19 protein-coding genes and 1 tRNA gene are annotated in these 15,253 nt (G+C 68.8%); 12 read left to right on the top strand and 8 right to left on the bottom strand.

Annotated features, from left to right (window positions below; genetic code table 11):
- Positions 1-46 precede the first annotated feature (46 nt).
- From ACYVLQ_RS26790 to ACYVLQ_RS26810, 5 genes are all read left to right on the top strand, one after another.
- Positions 47-670 (top strand): TIGR03085 family metal-binding protein, encoded by a 624-nt coding sequence (locus tag ACYVLQ_RS26790; protein ID WP_460700289.1) that lies wholly within the window; start codon positions 47-49, stop codon positions 668-670.
- Positions 671-830: 160 nt separating this feature from the next.
- Positions 831-3,479 (top strand): DNA translocase FtsK, encoded by a 2,649-nt coding sequence (locus tag ACYVLQ_RS26795; protein WP_460700290.1) that lies wholly within the window; start codon positions 831-833, stop codon positions 3,477-3,479.
- Positions 3,480-3,594: 115 nt separating this feature from the next.
- On the top strand, positions 3,595-4,647 hold the full coding sequence (locus ACYVLQ_RS26800) for a mechanosensitive ion channel family protein (RefSeq protein WP_460700291.1): 1,053 nt from the start codon (positions 3,595-3,597) through the stop codon (positions 4,645-4,647).
- A 262-nt stretch (positions 4,648-4,909) separates the two neighbouring features.
- Positions 4,910-5,467 carry a type 1 glutamine amidotransferase domain-containing protein gene (locus tag ACYVLQ_RS26805; RefSeq protein WP_460700292.1) on the top strand — a complete coding sequence of 186 codons (558 nt, stop codon included), beginning with the start codon at positions 4,910-4,912 and terminating at the stop codon, positions 5,465-5,467.
- A 195-nt stretch (positions 5,468-5,662) separates the two neighbouring features.
- Positions 5,663-5,941 carry a hypothetical protein gene (locus ACYVLQ_RS26810; protein ID WP_068032201.1) on the top strand — a complete coding sequence of 93 codons (279 nt, stop codon included), beginning with the start codon at positions 5,663-5,665 and terminating at the stop codon, positions 5,939-5,941.
- Positions 5,942-6,025: 84 nt separating this feature from the next.
- Here ACYVLQ_RS26810 and ACYVLQ_RS26815 read toward each other — a convergent pair whose 3' ends face one another.
- From ACYVLQ_RS26815 to ACYVLQ_RS26825, 3 genes are all read right to left on the bottom strand, one after another.
- On the bottom strand, positions 6,026-6,253 hold the full coding sequence (locus ACYVLQ_RS26815; protein WP_460700293.1) for a tautomerase family protein: 228 nt from the start codon (positions 6,251-6,253) through the stop codon (positions 6,026-6,028).
- A 129-nt stretch (positions 6,254-6,382) separates the two neighbouring features.
- A complete protein-coding gene (locus tag ACYVLQ_RS26820; RefSeq protein WP_460700294.1) occupies positions 6,383-6,808 on the bottom strand; it encodes a TIGR03668 family PPOX class F420-dependent oxidoreductase in 426 nt (141 codons plus the stop codon).
- A 27-nt stretch (positions 6,809-6,835) separates the two neighbouring features.
- The gene (locus ACYVLQ_RS26825) at positions 6,836-7,252 is read right to left on the bottom strand and encodes a nuclear transport factor 2 family protein (RefSeq protein WP_460700295.1); all 417 of its coding nucleotides are present in this window, start codon (positions 7,250-7,252) and stop codon (positions 6,836-6,838) included.
- 153 nt (positions 7,253-7,405) lie between these two features.
- On the opposite strand from ACYVLQ_RS26825, the gene ACYVLQ_RS26830 reads away from it, so the two are divergent.
- The gene (locus ACYVLQ_RS26830; RefSeq protein ID WP_460700296.1) at positions 7,406-7,735 is read left to right on the top strand and encodes a PadR family transcriptional regulator; all 330 of its coding nucleotides are present in this window, start codon (positions 7,406-7,408) and stop codon (positions 7,733-7,735) included.
- Between the two features lie 124 nt (positions 7,736-7,859).
- On the opposite strand, the gene ACYVLQ_RS26835 is transcribed toward ACYVLQ_RS26830, so the two are convergent.
- The 3 genes from ACYVLQ_RS26835 to ACYVLQ_RS26845 form a co-directional block, all read right to left on the bottom strand.
- Positions 7,860-7,936: transfer RNA gene (locus ACYVLQ_RS26835), tRNA-Leu, on the bottom strand.
- A 252-nt stretch (positions 7,937-8,188) separates the two neighbouring features.
- On the bottom strand, positions 8,189-8,473 hold the full coding sequence (locus ACYVLQ_RS26840) for a YciI family protein (protein ID WP_460700297.1): 285 nt from the start codon (positions 8,471-8,473) through the stop codon (positions 8,189-8,191).
- A gap of 16 nt (positions 8,474-8,489) precedes the next feature.
- A complete protein-coding gene (locus ACYVLQ_RS26845; RefSeq protein WP_460700298.1) occupies positions 8,490-9,032 on the bottom strand; it encodes an amino-acid N-acetyltransferase in 543 nt (180 codons plus the stop codon).
- Positions 9,033-9,262: 230 nt separating this feature from the next.
- On the opposite strand from ACYVLQ_RS26845, the gene pgsA reads away from it, so the two are divergent.
- From pgsA to pspM, 5 genes are all read left to right on the top strand, one after another.
- Positions 9,263-9,805, top strand: coding sequence for a CDP-diacylglycerol--glycerol-3-phosphate 3-phosphatidyltransferase (pgsA, locus tag ACYVLQ_RS26850; protein ID WP_460700355.1), 543 nt, complete (start codon positions 9,263-9,265; stop codon positions 9,803-9,805).
- Entirely contained in the window at positions 9,806-10,336 is a 531-nt protein-coding gene (locus tag ACYVLQ_RS26855) for a CinA family protein (RefSeq protein ID WP_460700299.1), read from the top strand. It begins immediately after the preceding gene.
- A gap of 55 nt (positions 10,337-10,391) precedes the next feature.
- On the top strand, positions 10,392-10,790 hold the full coding sequence (locus ACYVLQ_RS26860; protein ID WP_460700300.1) for a helix-turn-helix domain-containing protein: 399 nt from the start codon (positions 10,392-10,394) through the stop codon (positions 10,788-10,790).
- Positions 10,791-10,963: 173 nt separating this feature from the next.
- On the top strand, positions 10,964-11,779 hold the full coding sequence (gene pspA, locus ACYVLQ_RS26865) for a phage shock protein PspA (RefSeq protein ID WP_460700301.1): 816 nt from the start codon (positions 10,964-10,966) through the stop codon (positions 11,777-11,779).
- Between the two features lie 776 nt (positions 11,780-12,555).
- Complete coding sequence (gene pspM / locus ACYVLQ_RS26870; RefSeq protein WP_460700302.1) at positions 12,556-13,377, top strand: phage shock envelope stress response protein PspM; 822 nt, start codon at positions 12,556-12,558, stop codon at positions 13,375-13,377.
- A 103-nt stretch (positions 13,378-13,480) separates the two neighbouring features.
- On the opposite strand, the gene ACYVLQ_RS26875 is transcribed toward pspM, so the two are convergent.
- Both ACYVLQ_RS26875 and ACYVLQ_RS26880 read right to left on the bottom strand, forming a co-directional pair.
- Positions 13,481-13,735 carry a hypothetical protein gene (locus tag ACYVLQ_RS26875; RefSeq protein ID WP_460700303.1) on the bottom strand — a complete coding sequence of 85 codons (255 nt, stop codon included), beginning with the start codon at positions 13,733-13,735 and terminating at the stop codon, positions 13,481-13,483.
- Between the two features lie 201 nt (positions 13,736-13,936).
- Positions 13,937-14,827, bottom strand: a complete 891-nt coding sequence (locus ACYVLQ_RS26880) for a TIGR03621 family F420-dependent LLM class oxidoreductase (RefSeq protein ID WP_460700304.1) — start codon at positions 14,825-14,827, stop codon at positions 13,937-13,939.
- A 189-nt stretch (positions 14,828-15,016) separates the two neighbouring features.
- Here ACYVLQ_RS26880 and ACYVLQ_RS26885 point away from each other — a divergent pair, with 189 nt between their 5' ends.
- Positions 15,017-15,190 (top strand): hypothetical protein, encoded by a 174-nt coding sequence (locus ACYVLQ_RS26885; RefSeq protein ID WP_460700305.1) that lies wholly within the window; start codon positions 15,017-15,019, stop codon positions 15,188-15,190.
- Positions 15,191-15,253: the final 63 nt, after the last annotated feature.

Genomic DNA, 15,253 nt, shown 5'->3' on the forward strand with positions numbered 1-15,253 from the left:
GTTCGCCGGAACGACGGGTGTGGGTCGTTCCAGTACGCTCGAGGCCATGAGCATGGCCCAACGGGAACGGCGGGCGCTGGTCGTGACCATGACCGCGACGGGCCCGGACGCGCCGACCCTGTGCGGTACCTGGACGGTCCGGGATCTGGCCGCGCATCTGGTGGTGCGCGAGCGGCGGCCCGACGCCGCGCCCGGCATCCTGCTGAAACCCCTCGCCGGATACCTGGATTCGATCCAGGCGCAGGTCGCGCGGCGGCCGTTCACCGACCTGCTGGAGCAGATCCGCACCGGTCCGCCGTGGTGGTCGCCGCTGTCTCCGGTGGACGCCGTGGCCAATCTCACCGAGATGTTCGTCCACCACGAGGACGTGCGCCGCGGCGAACCCGGCTGGGAGCCACGCACAGTGAGCGACGCGGACGAGACCAAGCTCTGGCACGCCGTGCGCCGCATGGCACGCGTGGCCTATCGCAAGTCGCCGGTGACAGTGGTGCTGACCACCCCGCAGGGCGAGCGCGTCACCGCCCACAACGCCGGTGGCGACGCGGTGATCCTCACCGGCCCGCCGTCGGAACTGCTGCTCCACGCCTTCGGTCGCAACGAGGTTCGCCTCGACGCCACCGGCCCGGACGCGGACGTGCAGGCAGTCTTCGCCACCGATCGCAGCGTCTGAGCATCCGGGACCGTCCGGAATGACGAGGACTCCGCGAGAGTTGCGTGCCACATAAGACATCTGCCCAGTTCGGGGTGGTGTTTCACCGTCGTCGGAGGGCGGTTCGTCACCTTTCTCGGCCGGTCACGACGCTTTTGTGACTTGGTGTGATGTGGGTGGGATGGGTGTTGCGGATGGTCTGGATGGGGCGGTTGCGGCTAGCCTGATGACCATGGCAGGTAAGTCCCGGGGCACCACGACGTCACGTTCGCGGGCGGGGACGGGGCGGGGGGCGTCGTCGGGGTCGGCCCGGGGACGCGCTCAGCCACGCTCTCGCGCGGCCGGTTCGCGCGCGAAAGCGACGCCGCGCGGGCGTTCGGCCGCCGCTCGCCGTCCGGCCCGGTCCAATACCGCCCCGCTCGCCGTGCTGCGCCGCGGCATCAGCGGCGGCTGGTCGATGCTCGCGCGCAGCGTGGGCGCCACGACGCGCGCGGTGAGCCGCGCCGGGGAGATCGAGCACGGGCATCGGCGCGACGGAATCGCCCTGGTGCTCATCGCCTTCAGCGTGATCATCGCCGCGGCCGTGTGGCTGTCGGCGGGCGGCCCGGTCGGGCACGCCGTCGACACGGCCATCCGCTGGATCACCGGATCCGCCTCAGCCGCGCTGCCTTTCGTGGCCACCCTCGTCGCGGTCATCCTGATGCGCACCGAGCCGCGCCCGGAGATCCGGCCGCGGCTGGTGCTGGGCGGTCTGCTGGTCGGGTTGCCCGCGCTCGGCCTCTGGCATATCGCCGCGGAGTCGCCCACCGATCCGCACGGCCGCGCCCACGCGGCCGGTTTCGCCGGATACGTGGTCGGCGGGCCGCTGCGAGACGGGCTGACCGGCTGGCTCGCCGTACCCCTGCTGTTGATCGCCATGGTGTTCGGGGTGCTGCTGCTCACCGGCACCACCGTGCGCGAGGTGCCCAACCGCGTGCGCGAACTGTTCGGCACCGGCGGCCACGGTGACGAATACGACTCCTACGACGGTCGATACGGGCTCTACGACCCGGAAAACTATGACGCCGACGGGTTCCCGGTCCACCAGGGCAAATCCAAGCGCAAGGGTCGCACGCCCGCGGAGAACTATCCGACCGACGAGTTCGGCGGCTCCGACGCGGTCACCGAGGTCATCGGGGAGCCGCCGCTGCGCGAGGCCAAGGAGATCGCCGCCGACGCCCCGCCCGAGAAACCGGCGCCCAAGCCCACACCGAAGAAGGCGCCCAAGGTCGTCGACCAGACGCCCGAGCCGCCCGCGCCGCAGCAGCTGGAATTCGTCCGCGAGCGCGAGATCGAGGGCGACTACCAGCTGCCGCCGATGAACCTGCTCGTCGACGGCGATCCGCCCAAGCGGCGCAGCGCCGCCAACGAGTCGATGATCGAGGCGATCACCGAGGTGCTGGTGCAGTTCAAGATCGACGCCGCGGTCACCGGCTTCGTGCGCGGACCGACGGTCACCCGCTACGAGGTGGAACTCGGCCCCGGCGTGAAGGTCGAGAAGATCACCGCCTTGACCCGCAATATCGCGTATGCGGTTGCGACGGAGAACGTTCGGCTCCTGGCGCCGATTCCGGGCAAGTCCGCGGTGGGCATCGAGGTGCCCAACTCCGATCGCGAACTGGTGCGCCTCGCCGACGTGCTCAAGGCGCCGTCGACGCGAAACGACCACCACCCCTTGGTGATCGGCCTCGGCAAGAACATCGAGGGCGAATTCCTCGCCGCCAACCTTGCGAAGATGCCGCACCTGCTGGTGGCCGGTTCCACCGGTTCGGGTAAGTCGAGCTTCGTGAACTCGATGCTGGTCTCGCTGTTGCAGCGGGCGACGCCCGACGAGGTGCGGATGATCCTCATCGACCCGAAGATGGTGGAACTCACTCCGTACGAGGGCATTCCGCATCTGATCACCCCCATCATCACCCAGCCGAAGAAGGCCGCGGCCGCGCTGGCCTGGCTGGTGGAGGAGATGGAGCAGCGCTATCAGGACATGCAGGCCAGCAAGGTCCGCCACATCGACGACTTCAACAAGAAGGTGAAGTCGGGGCAGATCACCACGCCGCTGGGCAGCGAGCGCGTCTATCGGCCGTATCCGTACATCCTCGCCATCGTCGACGAGCTGGCCGACCTGATGATGACCGCGCCGCGCGACGTGGAGGACGCGATCGTGCGCATCACGCAGAAGGCCCGCGCCGCGGGCATTCACCTGGTGCTGGCGACCCAGCGGCCGTCGGTGGATGTGGTCACCGGCCTGATCAAGACCAATGTGCCGTCCCGATTGGCCTTCGCCACATCGTCTCTGACCGATTCCCGGGTCATCCTGGACCAGCCGGGCGCCGAGAAGCTGATCGGCATGGGCGACGGGCTGTTCCTGCCGATGGGCGCGAATAAGCCGACCCGCCTGCAGGGCGCGTTCATCTCCGACGAGGAGATCCACGCGGTCGTCGAGTTCACCAAGAACCAGGCCGAACCGGAGTACCAGGAGGGCGTCACCGCCGCCAAGGCGGGCGAGAAGAAGGACGTCGACCCGGATATCGGCGACGACCTGGACCTGTTCGTCCAGGCCGTGGAGCTGGTGGTGACCTCGCAGTTCGGCTCCACCTCGATGCTGCAGCGCAAGCTGCGCGTCGGCTTCGCCAAGGCGGGCCGCCTGATGGACCTCATGGAGACCCGCGGCGTCGTCGGGCCCAGCGAGGGCTCCAAGGCCCGCGACGTGCTGATCAAGCCCGACGAGCTGGAGGGCCTGCTCTACACGATCCGAGGCGGGGGCGATCCGGAGCCGGACGCCGACGAGTAGCGCCACGTGGGGGGGCGAGCGCGCTGAGCGCCATTTCACCTTGCATGCATACCGGTATCGATATGTATGGTCGCGAGAAGGCACCTGATTCACGCGTGGCAAGGAGTTGGACGTCTTGGAGGAGGTACTACGGCCGCTCATCGTCTTCGGCGGCACGCTCGCGGTGACCGTGGCCGTCGGCCTGCTGGTCGACCGGCTGCTGCGCTACAGCGCGGACCGGCATCCGAGCACCCGGCTGTTCACCCTGCTGCGCCGGGTGCAGACGCCGCTGCAGATCCTGTTGGCGACGGCCGGATTACAGATCGTCTACCCCTTGGCGCGCCTGGAGCTCCGCCAGGACGCGGTGATTCGCAACATCCTGGCCACCATGGCCATCATGGCGGCCGCCTGGCTCACCGTGCGCGCGGTCGACGCTGTCGCCGAGAACACGCTCGACAAGTACTCCCGCCGCGCCGCCGATATCGCGCGGGTGCGGCGCCTGCGCACCCAGCTCACCCTCGTGCGCCGGATCGTCACCGGGATATTGGCGGTGGTGACCGCGGCGGTGGCGATGCTGCTGCTGTTCCCGAACCTGCGCACGCTGGGCACGTCGCTGCTGGCGTCTGCGGGCGTCATCGGCATCATCGCCGGTGTGGCGGCCCAGTCCACGCTCGGCAATCTCATGGCCGGACTGCAGATCGCGTTCGGTGATTCGGTCAAGATCGGCGACACGGTCGTGGTCGAGGGCGAGTGGGGCACCGTCGAGGAGATCACGCTGTCCTTTCTCACCGTGCGTATCTGGGACGACCGCCGCCTGACCATGCCGGTCTCGTACTTCAACAGCAAGCCCTACGAGAACTGGTCGCGGGGCGGGGCGCAGATCACCGGGACGGTGTTCCTGTACCTGGACCACAGCACCCCGGTGCCCGAACTGCGCGACCATCTGCACGAGTTCCTGCGGCAGCGGGAGGACTGGGACGGCCGCAGCTGGAATCTGCTGGTCACCGACAGCACACCCACCAGCATCGTGGTGCGGGCGGCCATGTCGGCCCGCAACGCCGACGACGTGTGGACCCTGCGCTGCGCGGTTCGCGAGGAGCTGCTCGCCTGGCTCGCGGACCGCTATCCCTACGCACTGCCCAAGATTCCGACCGTGCAGGCGGCGTCGGCGCCCGCGATGGCGGAGTGAGTGGCGCAACGGTGACATCCGGCAGGGGTTTCACTGTCGCATAACCTCCCGGCCACATCGGTCGACCATGCTTGCGGCTTCCAATCCGGTTCGAAAGGTTAGGCATACGCATGGAGCTCTTGGCAGTGGTCGCGAACATCTTCGCCGCGATGATGGGTGCCCTCAGCGGCAGCGCGGCCTGATCGCTCACTAGCGGACCGGCCCTGTTTGGGCCGGTCCGAGGGGGGTAGTGCGCACAGGTAGCCGAGGAAAGGAGCGACCTGTGTCCCCACGACTCGACGGCACACACGTTCTGATCGTCACCTCCGGTGCCGGTGTCGAACACGACGAGCTGGTGCAGCCGCGAGACCGGCTGCGCGAACGCGGGGCCCGGGTGACGCACGCGTCCCCGAAAGGCGAGGCGGTGCGCACCTATCGGCACGACTTGGAGCCCGCCGAGACGGTACGGCCCGACGCGGCCCTCGACGCCGTCCATCCGGAGGATGTCGACGTGCTGGTCGTGCCGGGCGGCACCGTCAACGCCGACAATCTCCGCACCGATGACCGCGCCCGCGAGCTGGTGCGTGCCCTGAGCGCCGCGGGCAAGCCGATCGCCGCGATCTGTCACGGCCCCTGGCTGCTGATCGATGCCGAGGCGGTGCGCGACATGACCTTGACGTCCTACCCGTCGCTGCGCACCGACATCGTGAACGCGGGCGGCGCCTGGGTGGACGAGCCGGTGGTGCGCAGCGCTCGCGCCGGCCGCACCCTGATCACCTCCCGAAACCCCGGTGACCTGCCCGATTTCGTCGACGCCATCACCGATGAACTGATCGCCTGAACCACCCCGAAGCGGCGAGCCGACGACCGCGTCGGCTCGCCGTCGCACGTCTGCCGCACTGCCTGCCGGAGGGTTCCGGAGCGGTCGGTTCTCGATGGCGGATTCCCGCGAGAGGATGCGCCCATCAAACTTCTTCTGGCACCATTGATTTCGCGGTAGTTACGAGCTGGTTCACCGATTGGGAAAGAGCACTCCATGATTCTCGCGGCTGTTCACGACACGATCCTCGCCCAGGTCGGCAACCCCACCCCCGAAACCCCTCCGGCCGCGGACAAGCTGATGAAGCTGGTCCGGTACTTCACCTGGTTCGTCCTGCTCGCAGGCGTCCTCGGCATCACCTACGCGGGCGGCCTGTTCGCGTGGGAGAAGTGGACCGGCGGCGGCTCGCGGGCCCCGAAGATGGTGGCGGGTGCGATGATCGGCGGCGTCATCGCCACCAGCGCGGGCACCATCATGAACGCCGTGATCGGCTGAGGCCGCCGAACTCCGCCGTTCTCTGGAATTACTCGTCTACCTTTTCGGCGTCGGTACCGGGGCCCGGCGGAAACATACCGACGATCATCCACAGATCCCGCGGGATTCGTAGGTGTGGAATTCCCAATGTAGTCCGCGATCTCGGGTGTAGGGCACCATGGTCGCGTTGAGCCGCTCGGTCGACCGCGTGCGCAGATCCGGATCGTCCAGGTGCGGGGCGAGGTGCTCGACGACGATCCGCACGGTGTTGCCCGCCGGGCGCCCGCCGTCGAAGAACGCCGACTCCGCGAGTTCGGTGAACAGCACGACCACGTAGAACCCCGGCAGGCCGAACTCTCGGTCATGGCCGGTGCGCTGATGCTGTCCCGGGCGAGCGCGGGCGACGAGCTGTCGGAACGAATCCTGGACGCCGCCAAGGAGTTTCTGGCCGGAGGGCGCGAGTCACTCGCTGTAGGACCAGCCGGAGACCGTGCCGACCTCGATTCGGATCACCGGCCCCTGCGGTGAATTGCTGTGATACTGCGGGTATTTGGCGGTCAGCCACGCCACGGGTTCCGCACGGGCGGAGTCGGTGGTGAGGATGCGCGCGGTGCCGTCCAGGCGAACCCACCACAGCCGGGTCCAGTCCTCGTCGTAGGCGTCGGTCAGGACAGACACCCGGTCGTCGGCCGCGATATTGCGCAACCGGCGCAGGTTCGTGGTGGTCTTCGGCTTGTGATCCACCGCGATCACCACCTCCGACAGGTCCGGCGCCGTGGCGAAGGTGACCGGGACCAGATGCGGCTGCCCGCTCTCGCTCACCGTCGCGAGCCGCGCGACCCGCGCCGCGCGGAACCGCCGCAGCGCCTCCTGTTCGTCCAACCGCACGAACCCAGGCTAGGCGTACCCGAGCCGCTACGCGCCCGCCGCCTCGGCCTGCGGCTGTTCGGCGGCCTCCCGCTGGATGCGGTCGAACTGGGCGCCCATCGCCTCGGCGAGCGCGGTCGCCGCCGAGAGCGGGCGGACCATGACCGTGAGGCTGTCGATTCTGCCCGCCTCGTCGAGGTGCACGAAATCGCAGCCGGTGAGTTGCTTTCCGCCGACCGTGGCCTCGAAGACGAGCGCGGCATCGCGCCCGTTCGAATCCACGATCTCCCGGACATAGCGGAAGTCCTCGAACACCCGCATCACACCGCGGAGGATCGCCGCGGTGATCGCCTTCCCCGGATACGGCTTGAACGCCACCGGACTGGTGAACACGACGTCATCGGCCAACAGCGCCTCGATGGCCGCCGGATCGTGTGATTCGACCGCCTGCCGCAGTGGATGCATCCCAACCTCGCATATGCAACTCGTTGTATAGGTCTCTCGCATCCTAACCGCAGCGCGCGGCTCGCCGCCAGGTTCGGGATGCCGCTGCGGCGGAGGTATTAATTGCTACTATCTACTAGTAGCTAGCGACATTGAGTAGTAGAGGGGTGGTCCGTGGGCAAGCAGATAACGGAGATGCTCAAAGGCACGCTCGAGGGCATCGTCCTCGCGATCCTGGCGGCGCGGTCGGCGTACGGGTACGAGATCACGGCGTGGCTGCGGAGGCAGGGATTCGACGATATCGCCGAGGGCACCGTATACGCCCTGCTCGTCCGGGTCGAGAAGCGGGGTCTGGTGGATGTGGAGAAGGTCCCGTCTGAGAAGGGGCCGCCGCGCAAGGTGTATTCGCTCAATGCGCGAGGGCGCGAATACCTGGACGAGTTCTGGAAGAACTGGAGCTTTCTCTCCGAACGGCTCGAACAGCTCCATGAAGGAGGCAGGTGACCATGTTCATCACAAGGTGATCGGCGACCTCGGCGAGAAGCGGCGCTGGCGCCAGTACAAGGCGCGTGCGAAGCAACTGCCCCGGGCTATCGCGGGGCGGAGCCGTGGCCCGCGCCGGAGAGGCTGGTTCCCTCGGCGAGATTCGAACTCGCACTGTCCGGTACCTAAAACCGGTGCCTCTTCCGATTGGGCTACGAGGGAGCGCGGACGGGGACTCGTCCGCGGGTACGAAAAGGGCCGCCCCGTGCGAATTGCCCGAGAGCGGCCCTGAAACGGGTCCGTGAGCAGGACCGCTAGGGACCGCTGCGGACGTCCGTCCAGCGGACACCGGATACCGGAAGTAGCGCGAACTGCCCGATCATCGCTGTCTCCTTTCCGGCGGGTCCGAGGTTCGTATTTCGACGGTAGCACCGCGAATTTCGGTGGGAAACCGAATATTTCGGGCGCGGCGGTTCATCCCGCGAACGCCCCCAGCACCGGTCGCCACTCCATGAACCGCTTGTCATCGATCAGCCCCTGCCGGGCGAACGGGTCCTCGGCCAGCAGCTTCTCCATTGCCTCGGCATCGTCGGCGCGGAACAGCAGCAGCGCGCCCGAACCGTCCGGGTACGGACCCGTCGTCAGCACGATGCCGCGGTCGACCAGGCCGGACAGCCATGCCCGATGCTCGGGGCGGTGCTCGTCGCGCCCGGGGACGGTCGCCTCGGAGTAGGTGTAGTGGACGGCGAAGATCGGCACGGGGCTCCCTCGAGGTCTACAGGGTCAACAGCATTCGAGTATTGCCGAGGGTATTGGGCTTGACATAGCTGAGGTCCAGGAACTCCGCCACACCGGTGTCGTAGGAGCGGCACATCTCCGCGAACACCTCGGCGGTCACCGGGGTGCCGTCGATCTCCACGAAGCCGTGCCGCTCGAAGAAGTCCACCTCGAAGGTGAGCACGAACAGTCGGCCCAGTTCCAGTTCGCGCCCGGTCTCGATCAGCTTGTCCACGATGAGCCGCCCGATGCCACGGCCCTTGACACCGGGGTGCACCGCCACGGTGCGCACCTCGCCCAGATCCGCCCACAGCACGTGCAGGGCGCCGCAGCCGACCACCCGGCCGTCCACCTCCGCCACCCAGAACTCCTGCACCGCCTCGTACAGCGTCACCAGGTTCTTCTCCAGCAGGATCTTTCCGGCGTAGGCGTCGACGAGCGACTTGATGGCGGGCACGTCCGAGGTCCGGGCACGGCGCACGACCGGGGTGCCCGCTGGCGCGCCGCCGATCGAATCACTGTGGGGTGCCCGTGTTGTCATGGGGTGCACAGTAGTCGGCGGGCTTACCGATAGTCTGGTGGAGTGCCGCACTCCCAGCCCGCCTCCAAGCCCGACCCTTCCGGGGTCCGGGGCTGGGCGGAGACCGGGCGGGGGTGCCGGTGAGCGTGCGGAGCGACGATATGGACCACGCCTGGGTCGAGCCGGGCCGGGCCCGGGCGAACCTGGTGCCCGCCGCGGCCCGCACGGTGGAGCCGTCGGCGGTGCCGCTGATGAATATCGCCAACATCCTGACCGTGGCCCGGATTCTGATCGTGCCGCTGTTCCTGCTGGCGCTGTTCGCCGCGGACGGGCACGAGACGGGCTGGCGGATCGCGGCCGCCGCCCTGTTCGGGATCGCGGCCATCACCGACCGCATCGACGGGCAACTGGCCCGCAAATACGGGCTGGTCACCGACTTCGGCAAGCTGGCCGATCCGATCGCCGACAAGGCGCTGATCGGGTCGGCGCTGATCGGGCTGTCGATGCTGGGCAACCTGGCCTGGTGGATCACGCTGGTGATCTGCGCCCGCGAGATCGGGGTGACGCTGCTGCGGCTGGCGGTGGTGCGGCGCGGGGTGATCCCGGCAGGTCGCGGGGGCAAACTGAAGACGCTGGTGCAGTCGCTGGCCATCGCGGTGGTGGTGCTGCCGCTGTCCGGGATGTTCGAGACCGCGGGCCTGCTGCTGATGTACGCGGCGGTGGCGCTGACCGTGATCACCGGCCTGGATTACGTGGTGCAGGCGGCCCGGCTGCGGTTCGACCCGGGTTCCTGAGTGTTTCCCTCGAACGGTGATCCGCTCACCGCGGGCGTTCCCGCCGCCGAACTCGTACGCACACTGCAGCAGGCGAAACTGACCGTGGCGACGGCCGAATCGCTGACCGCGGGCCTGCTGGCGGCGACCATCGCGGGCGTACCCGGCGCCAGCACGGTGCTGCGCGGCGGCCTCGTCGTCTACTCCACCGACCTCAAACACACCCTGGCAGGCGTGAGCGAACACACACTGACCGCCGACGGCCCCGTCGCCGCGAGCACCGCCGAACAGCTGGCGGTCGGCGCGCGCACGGTCTGCGCGGCCGACTGGGGGATCGGTCTCACGGGCGTCGCCGGGCCCGAACCGCAGGACGGTCGCGCGGTCGGCACGGTGTTTCTCGGGCTGGCGGGGCCGGAGGGCACCGAGGTGTTGCGGTTGAAACTGTCCGGCGACCGGTGGACGATCAGGATGGACGCGGTGCGTGCGGCCGTCTGTGAGCTCGTTCGCAGCCTGGGGCGGCGGACGTCCGGGAACCAACCGGGAGACCTGTGACGTTGTCACTGCAGACGCTCGGTCCGGCGAGGAAGAGAACGTAGAGGAGAACGAGATGACGCTGCTGCGAGAGGCCATCGGGGAAAGTCTGCGGCGTGCTCGGATCGCCCAGAGCCGGACCCTGCGCGAGGTGTCGACCTCGGCGCGGGTGAGTCTCGGATACCTGTCCGAGGTGGAGCGCGGCCGCAAGGAGGCCTCCAGCGAACTGCTGGCCGCGATCTGCCAGGCGCTGGACCTGCCGCTGTCGCAGGTGCTGTTCGACGTGGGTGCGGCGATGGCCGGCGCCGACGGCCCGACCCCGGCGCCCGTCCCGGTCGCGCCCGCCGCCGAGCCGGTCGCCGATACCGCCGTGGCGACCGCGTCGGCCGTGCCGCTGGGCGCGATCGCCGAGGACACCCGGATCGTCATTCCGGCGCCCCGGGCGGAAAAGCTGGTACTGGTACAGGCGAAGTGATCCAACGCTGTACGACGGAGCGGAAACGGATAGATTCTCTATAGGCGTCGGTACCGGCCGGTTCTCCCATGCCGGTGCCGCACGGTGGAGGATAGGGACAAACGGGGTGCGTGACGGTCGCGCACTACAGTCGCGTTGGAGCGCGGCGCATCAGATGGAGGCGGGATCAATCGATGGCTAATCCGTTCGTCAAGGCCTGGAAGTACCTCATGGCCCTCTTCGACTCGAAGATCGAGGAGCACGCGGATCCGAAGGTCCAGATTCAGCAGGCTATCGAGGAAGCCCAGCGCCAGCATCAGGCCCTGTCACAGCAGGCGGCGTCGGTCATCGGCAACCAGCGCCAGCTCGAGATGAAGCTGAACCGCCAGCTGGACGAGGTGGAGAAGCTCAACGCCAACGCCCGCCAGGCGGTCATGCTCGCCGACCAGGCGCAGGCGGCCGGTGATTCGGAGAAGGCGATCCAGTACACCAACGCCGCCGAGGCGTTCGCCGCGCAGCTGGTCACCGCCGAGCAGTCCATCGAGGACCTGAAGGTGCTGCACGACCAGTCGCTGCAGGCCGCCGCCCAGGCCAAGAAGGCGGTCGAGCAGAACGCGATGACGCTGCAGCAGAAGGTCGCCGAGCGCACCAAGCTGCTGTCTCAGCTCGAGCAGGCCAAGATGCAGGAGCAGGTGTCCGCATCGCTGCAGTCGATGGACTCCACCCTGTCCGCGCCCGGCAGCACGCCGAGCCTGGACGCGGTGCGCGAGAAGATCGAGCGCCGCTACGCCAACGCGCTCGGCGCCGCCGAACTCGCGGGCAATTCGGTGCAGGGCCGTATGCTGGAGGTCCAGCAGGCCAGCGTGCAGATGGCGGGCCACAACCGGCTGGAGCAGATCCGCGCGTCCATGCGCGGCGACGCGCTGCCCGCCGGTGAGACCGCGCCGCAGGCCACCCCCAACCCGGCCGCGCAACCGCAGATCGACAAGGGTCAGACCGCGCAGCAGTAGCGGTCGCCTGCCGGAAAGGTACTGATGTGATGGGCAGATCGCGGGCCCGCAACGAGCCCGCGGTCGGCCGTGCCCTGCTTCGCCGTGGCCGCGGGTCGCGCGCGTCCGAACCGAATACCGAGCCGGAGTTCCCGCCGTCGGCCCGGCGCCCGGAATCGGGCGGTTCGGAGCCGGTGTCCGCCGTCGGAACCGCTGCCGCGCGGGGATCCGGGCACCCGTCGCCCAATGCCCCCGAGAGTTCTGCGGGGCGATCGATCGAACGGGACCGTCCGGGTGACGCCGTCCTCGAGCGTGACCGCGGGGCCGGTTCGGAGTGGAAATCGTTGTTCCCCTCCGTCTTCCGGCGCACGGCGGGCGAACGCACGCACGGGTGCCCGGACGAACCGACCTCGGCCGAGACCGGGCTCGCTCCGGGCGGACCGCCCGCGGCAGTGCGGGAACATGAAGCCGGTTCGCGAGATCAGCCCGACTCCTACGGTTTTGGTGCGGCGACAGAACGTATTCCTCCGCCCGCGGCGGATCGTTACGGCTGGGTGCCCACGGAGGCCGGAGCGTCCCCTTCGCCTTTCGACAACCGGCCTGAGCGACCGCGCTACAACGCCACGGACGGTGGCGGCACGTCAAGGGGGCGTGGCGCTTCGGCAGGGCACAGCACGGCTGGGAGTGGTGTTTCGGCAGGGCGCAGTACGGCGGCTGGGGGTGGTGCTTCGGCGGAGAGTGGTGCGGCGGGGCGGAATGCTTCGGGAGGGCGCACTGGGCCGCGGTCGGGGCGGTTCGTGCGGGAAGTGCTGGCGCAGTCCGGAGTCGAGGACGAGCAGATCGATCAGGCGCGGCGGATACCGGACGCGTTGCGGGAGGTCGGGGAGCACGCGCTGCATACGGTGCGCAAGTGGGCCGATCCGCGTGAGCGGGAGTTGCGGCGGCGTCGGCGGGTGCGGCGACGGAGCCTGCGTCTCGGCGCCGCGTCGGGTATCACCGCGCTGGGGACCGCCGGACTGGTGGCCATCTCGGCTCCGGTGTGGGCCGTCATCGTCGTCGGCAGCGGCGCGGCGGCGCTTGTGACCGGCGCCGCCGTCACCACCCGGCGCTATATCGAGCTGCGGCGAAATCCGTTGCCGCAGGCCGCGTTCGTCCCCCGCAAGCTTCCGCCGATCCGTTCCGCGGCCCGGGCGCCGATCGCCAGACTGGTGCGCGCCGAGCGAGCGCTGCACACGCTGGCGCAGCAGATCGCCCGGGGCGGCAGGCTGCCCGGGGAAGACCTGGCCGACACCATCGAAACGGCGGATTCGGGCGCCGCCGCGCTCCACGCGCTGGCTGCCGACGTGGCCGCCATGGAGAAGGCGGCCGGTGTTGTCGGACAGGTGAATTCGATCTCCGGCCCGGTTCTGGCCGACCATGTCCGCCTCGCGACCGCCCGGCTCGAGGCCGGTGTCGTCGAATACGAGGAGCTGGTCGCCTCCGCGAGCCGCGTCCTCGCCGTCCCCGAAAGCCCCGCCCTGCCCGACGACCTGGGCTGGGCGATGATCGAACTCCGCGACGCCGCCGACCGCCTCGACGGCTGGGCTCAAGCCCTCGCCGACCTCGCCGACCAACGCTGAGCAGACATCCAGTTCCCGCACCCCCGGCCCTTTCTCGCACCCCTTCCAGTAGCTGTCCGGGGTGCGAGAACGAGCACGGGGTGCGGGAAACGTATGGGCTGCGTCAGAACGCGTGCTGGATCTGCGCCACAATCTGCTGCAGGGCTCCACCGGCGTCCTTCTCGCCGGAGGCGGAGCTGCCGCTGCTGGTGATGGGTGCGGTGGCATCCTTCTCGCCGGACGCCGAGCTGCCGCTGCTGGTGATCGCGGCGAGCGGGGTGTCGGCGTTCGACACACCCGCCCCGACGAGCGATGCCAGAGCGGCGGATCCGACGAGTGCGGCAACGGCAACCGCTTTCCGGCCTGTGCTGTTGTTCATGCGGGAACTTCCTGTGTCACTTGGGATATCTGGTATGCCGCGGCGAATGACACAGTAGGCCCGCCGATTTCGAATCGATCCGGCCCGCACGGATCTTCCCGAGAATTCACCACCGTCCGCGAGAGTGCTCGGGAGACGGCACAACGGAATCGGCGGGCGCCGCTAGATGCAGATGCTCACCGGTCCCAGTGGGTGTTGAGGTCAGCGAAGCTGCTCGATCACCTCGCCCATGGGAACCAGCTGGTCTTTGGAGACCGTGAAATAGGTGATGGAGTACGCCTCACGGTAATGCCGCAGGGTGTCGGCGATCTCGGCGGCGGAACCGTGCAGCACGCCCGGCAGGTGACGCAGTTGCGCGTCGGACAGGTTTGGGTTGAACATTCGGGGGAGCGACAGGTTGGACTCGTGGCCCTCCACCTCGACCGCCTGCAGCATCAGTCCGAGCTCGATATCCGCGAAACGCGCACCGGCGGCGGCGCGGACGAAGTCGACGCGGCGGGCGAGCGCGGCGTTGCCCTCCGCCTCGGAGCCGATGTCCGGGCCGACGGGCACCCCGGCCAGCGAGACGATGTCGGCGTGCTCGGCCGCCGTCCGCACCAGGCGATCGCCGAGCCCGGCCACCAGCAACGGTATGTGCCGGTGTACCGGCGGCTCATGGTCCTTGGCGAACAGGTCCCGGATCTCGGTGATGGTTTGGCCCAGGTAGTCGATGCGCTGCCGCCCGCTGGGAAACGGCAGTCCGGCTGCCTCGAACTCGGGCCTGGCGAAATCCGGCCCGGCGCCCAAGCCGAACTCGAAGCGCCCCTCCGTCAGCTGATCGGTGGTGGCCACGTCGCGCGCCAGCAGCGCGGGACGGTAGAAACCGGCATTGAGCACCAGCGTGCCGACCTGCAGGCGGTCCGTCGCCTCGGCCATGGTGACCGCCGTGGGGAACGGTGCGGTCATGCCCAGGTGGTCGGCGATCTGGGCCACGTCGTACCCCAGATCCTCCGCCCGCCGTGCCCGGTCTCGCCATTCGGCACGGGTACCGGCCTCCCCGAAGCCCACGCCGAACCGGAAGTTGCGCGGTGTCATATCTTTTCGATCTTCCACGCTTCGAGGCTACGCGCCCGCGCGCGTGCGGTCGCGCCGGACGCGTCCGCACCCGCACCCGCCTCCGGGTAACCCCTGATCTTTCCCCGATATCGGGTGTGACCTGGTGATTTTCCGGTCGGATCGAGTCAGTATGGAGAGGTCGGGTCGCGCTGACCGCGGTTCGGAAACCTTCGGGAGGAAGTGCACATGTTCTGGAAGATCCTGGGCGTCGTCGCGCTCGTGTGGTTGGCGCTGATGGTGGTCGGCTGGCTGCTCAAAGCGCTGTTCCCGATCCTGATGATCAGCGCCGTGGTATTCGGGCTGTACCTGCTGTACAAGGCGGTGTCGGGGTCGAACAAGTCGACGGTGAGCAAGATGTAGACGTCCCTGCGCCAGGGAATGCGGGCCGTCCGGTCGAGAGACCGGGCGGCCCGCGCGCATGGT

The sequence above is a fragment of the Nocardia thraciensis genome, from assembly GCF_054782435.1.

Coding starts and splice junctions, on each gene's coding strand:
- ACYVLQ_RS26790 (WP_460700289.1), top strand. CDS start 47: ATGAGCATGGCCCAACGGGAACGGCGGGCGCTGGTCGTGACCATGACC.
- ACYVLQ_RS26795 (WP_460700290.1), top strand. CDS start 831: ATGGGTGTTGCGGATGGTCTGGATGGGGCGGTTGCGGCTAGCCTGATG.
- ACYVLQ_RS26810 (WP_068032201.1), top strand. CDS start 5,663: ATGATTCTCGCGGCTGTTCACGACACGATCCTCGCCCAGGTCGGCAAC.
- ACYVLQ_RS26825 (WP_460700295.1), bottom strand. CDS start 7,252: ATGCATCCACTGCGGCAGGCGGTCGAATCACACGATCCGGCGGCCATC.
- ACYVLQ_RS26845 (WP_460700298.1), bottom strand. CDS start 9,032: ATGACAACACGGGCACCCCACAGTGATTCGATCGGCGGCGCGCCAGCG.
- pgsA (WP_460700355.1), top strand. CDS start 9,263: ATGAATATCGCCAACATCCTGACCGTGGCCCGGATTCTGATCGTGCCG.
- ACYVLQ_RS26860 (WP_460700300.1), top strand. CDS start 10,392: ATGACGCTGCTGCGAGAGGCCATCGGGGAAAGTCTGCGGCGTGCTCGG.
- pspA (WP_460700301.1), top strand. CDS start 10,964: ATGGCTAATCCGTTCGTCAAGGCCTGGAAGTACCTCATGGCCCTCTTC.
- ACYVLQ_RS26875 (WP_460700303.1), bottom strand. CDS start 13,735: ATGAACAACAGCACAGGCCGGAAAGCGGTTGCCGTTGCCGCACTCGTC.
- ACYVLQ_RS26885 (WP_460700305.1), top strand. CDS start 15,017: ATGTTCTGGAAGATCCTGGGCGTCGTCGCGCTCGTGTGGTTGGCGCTG.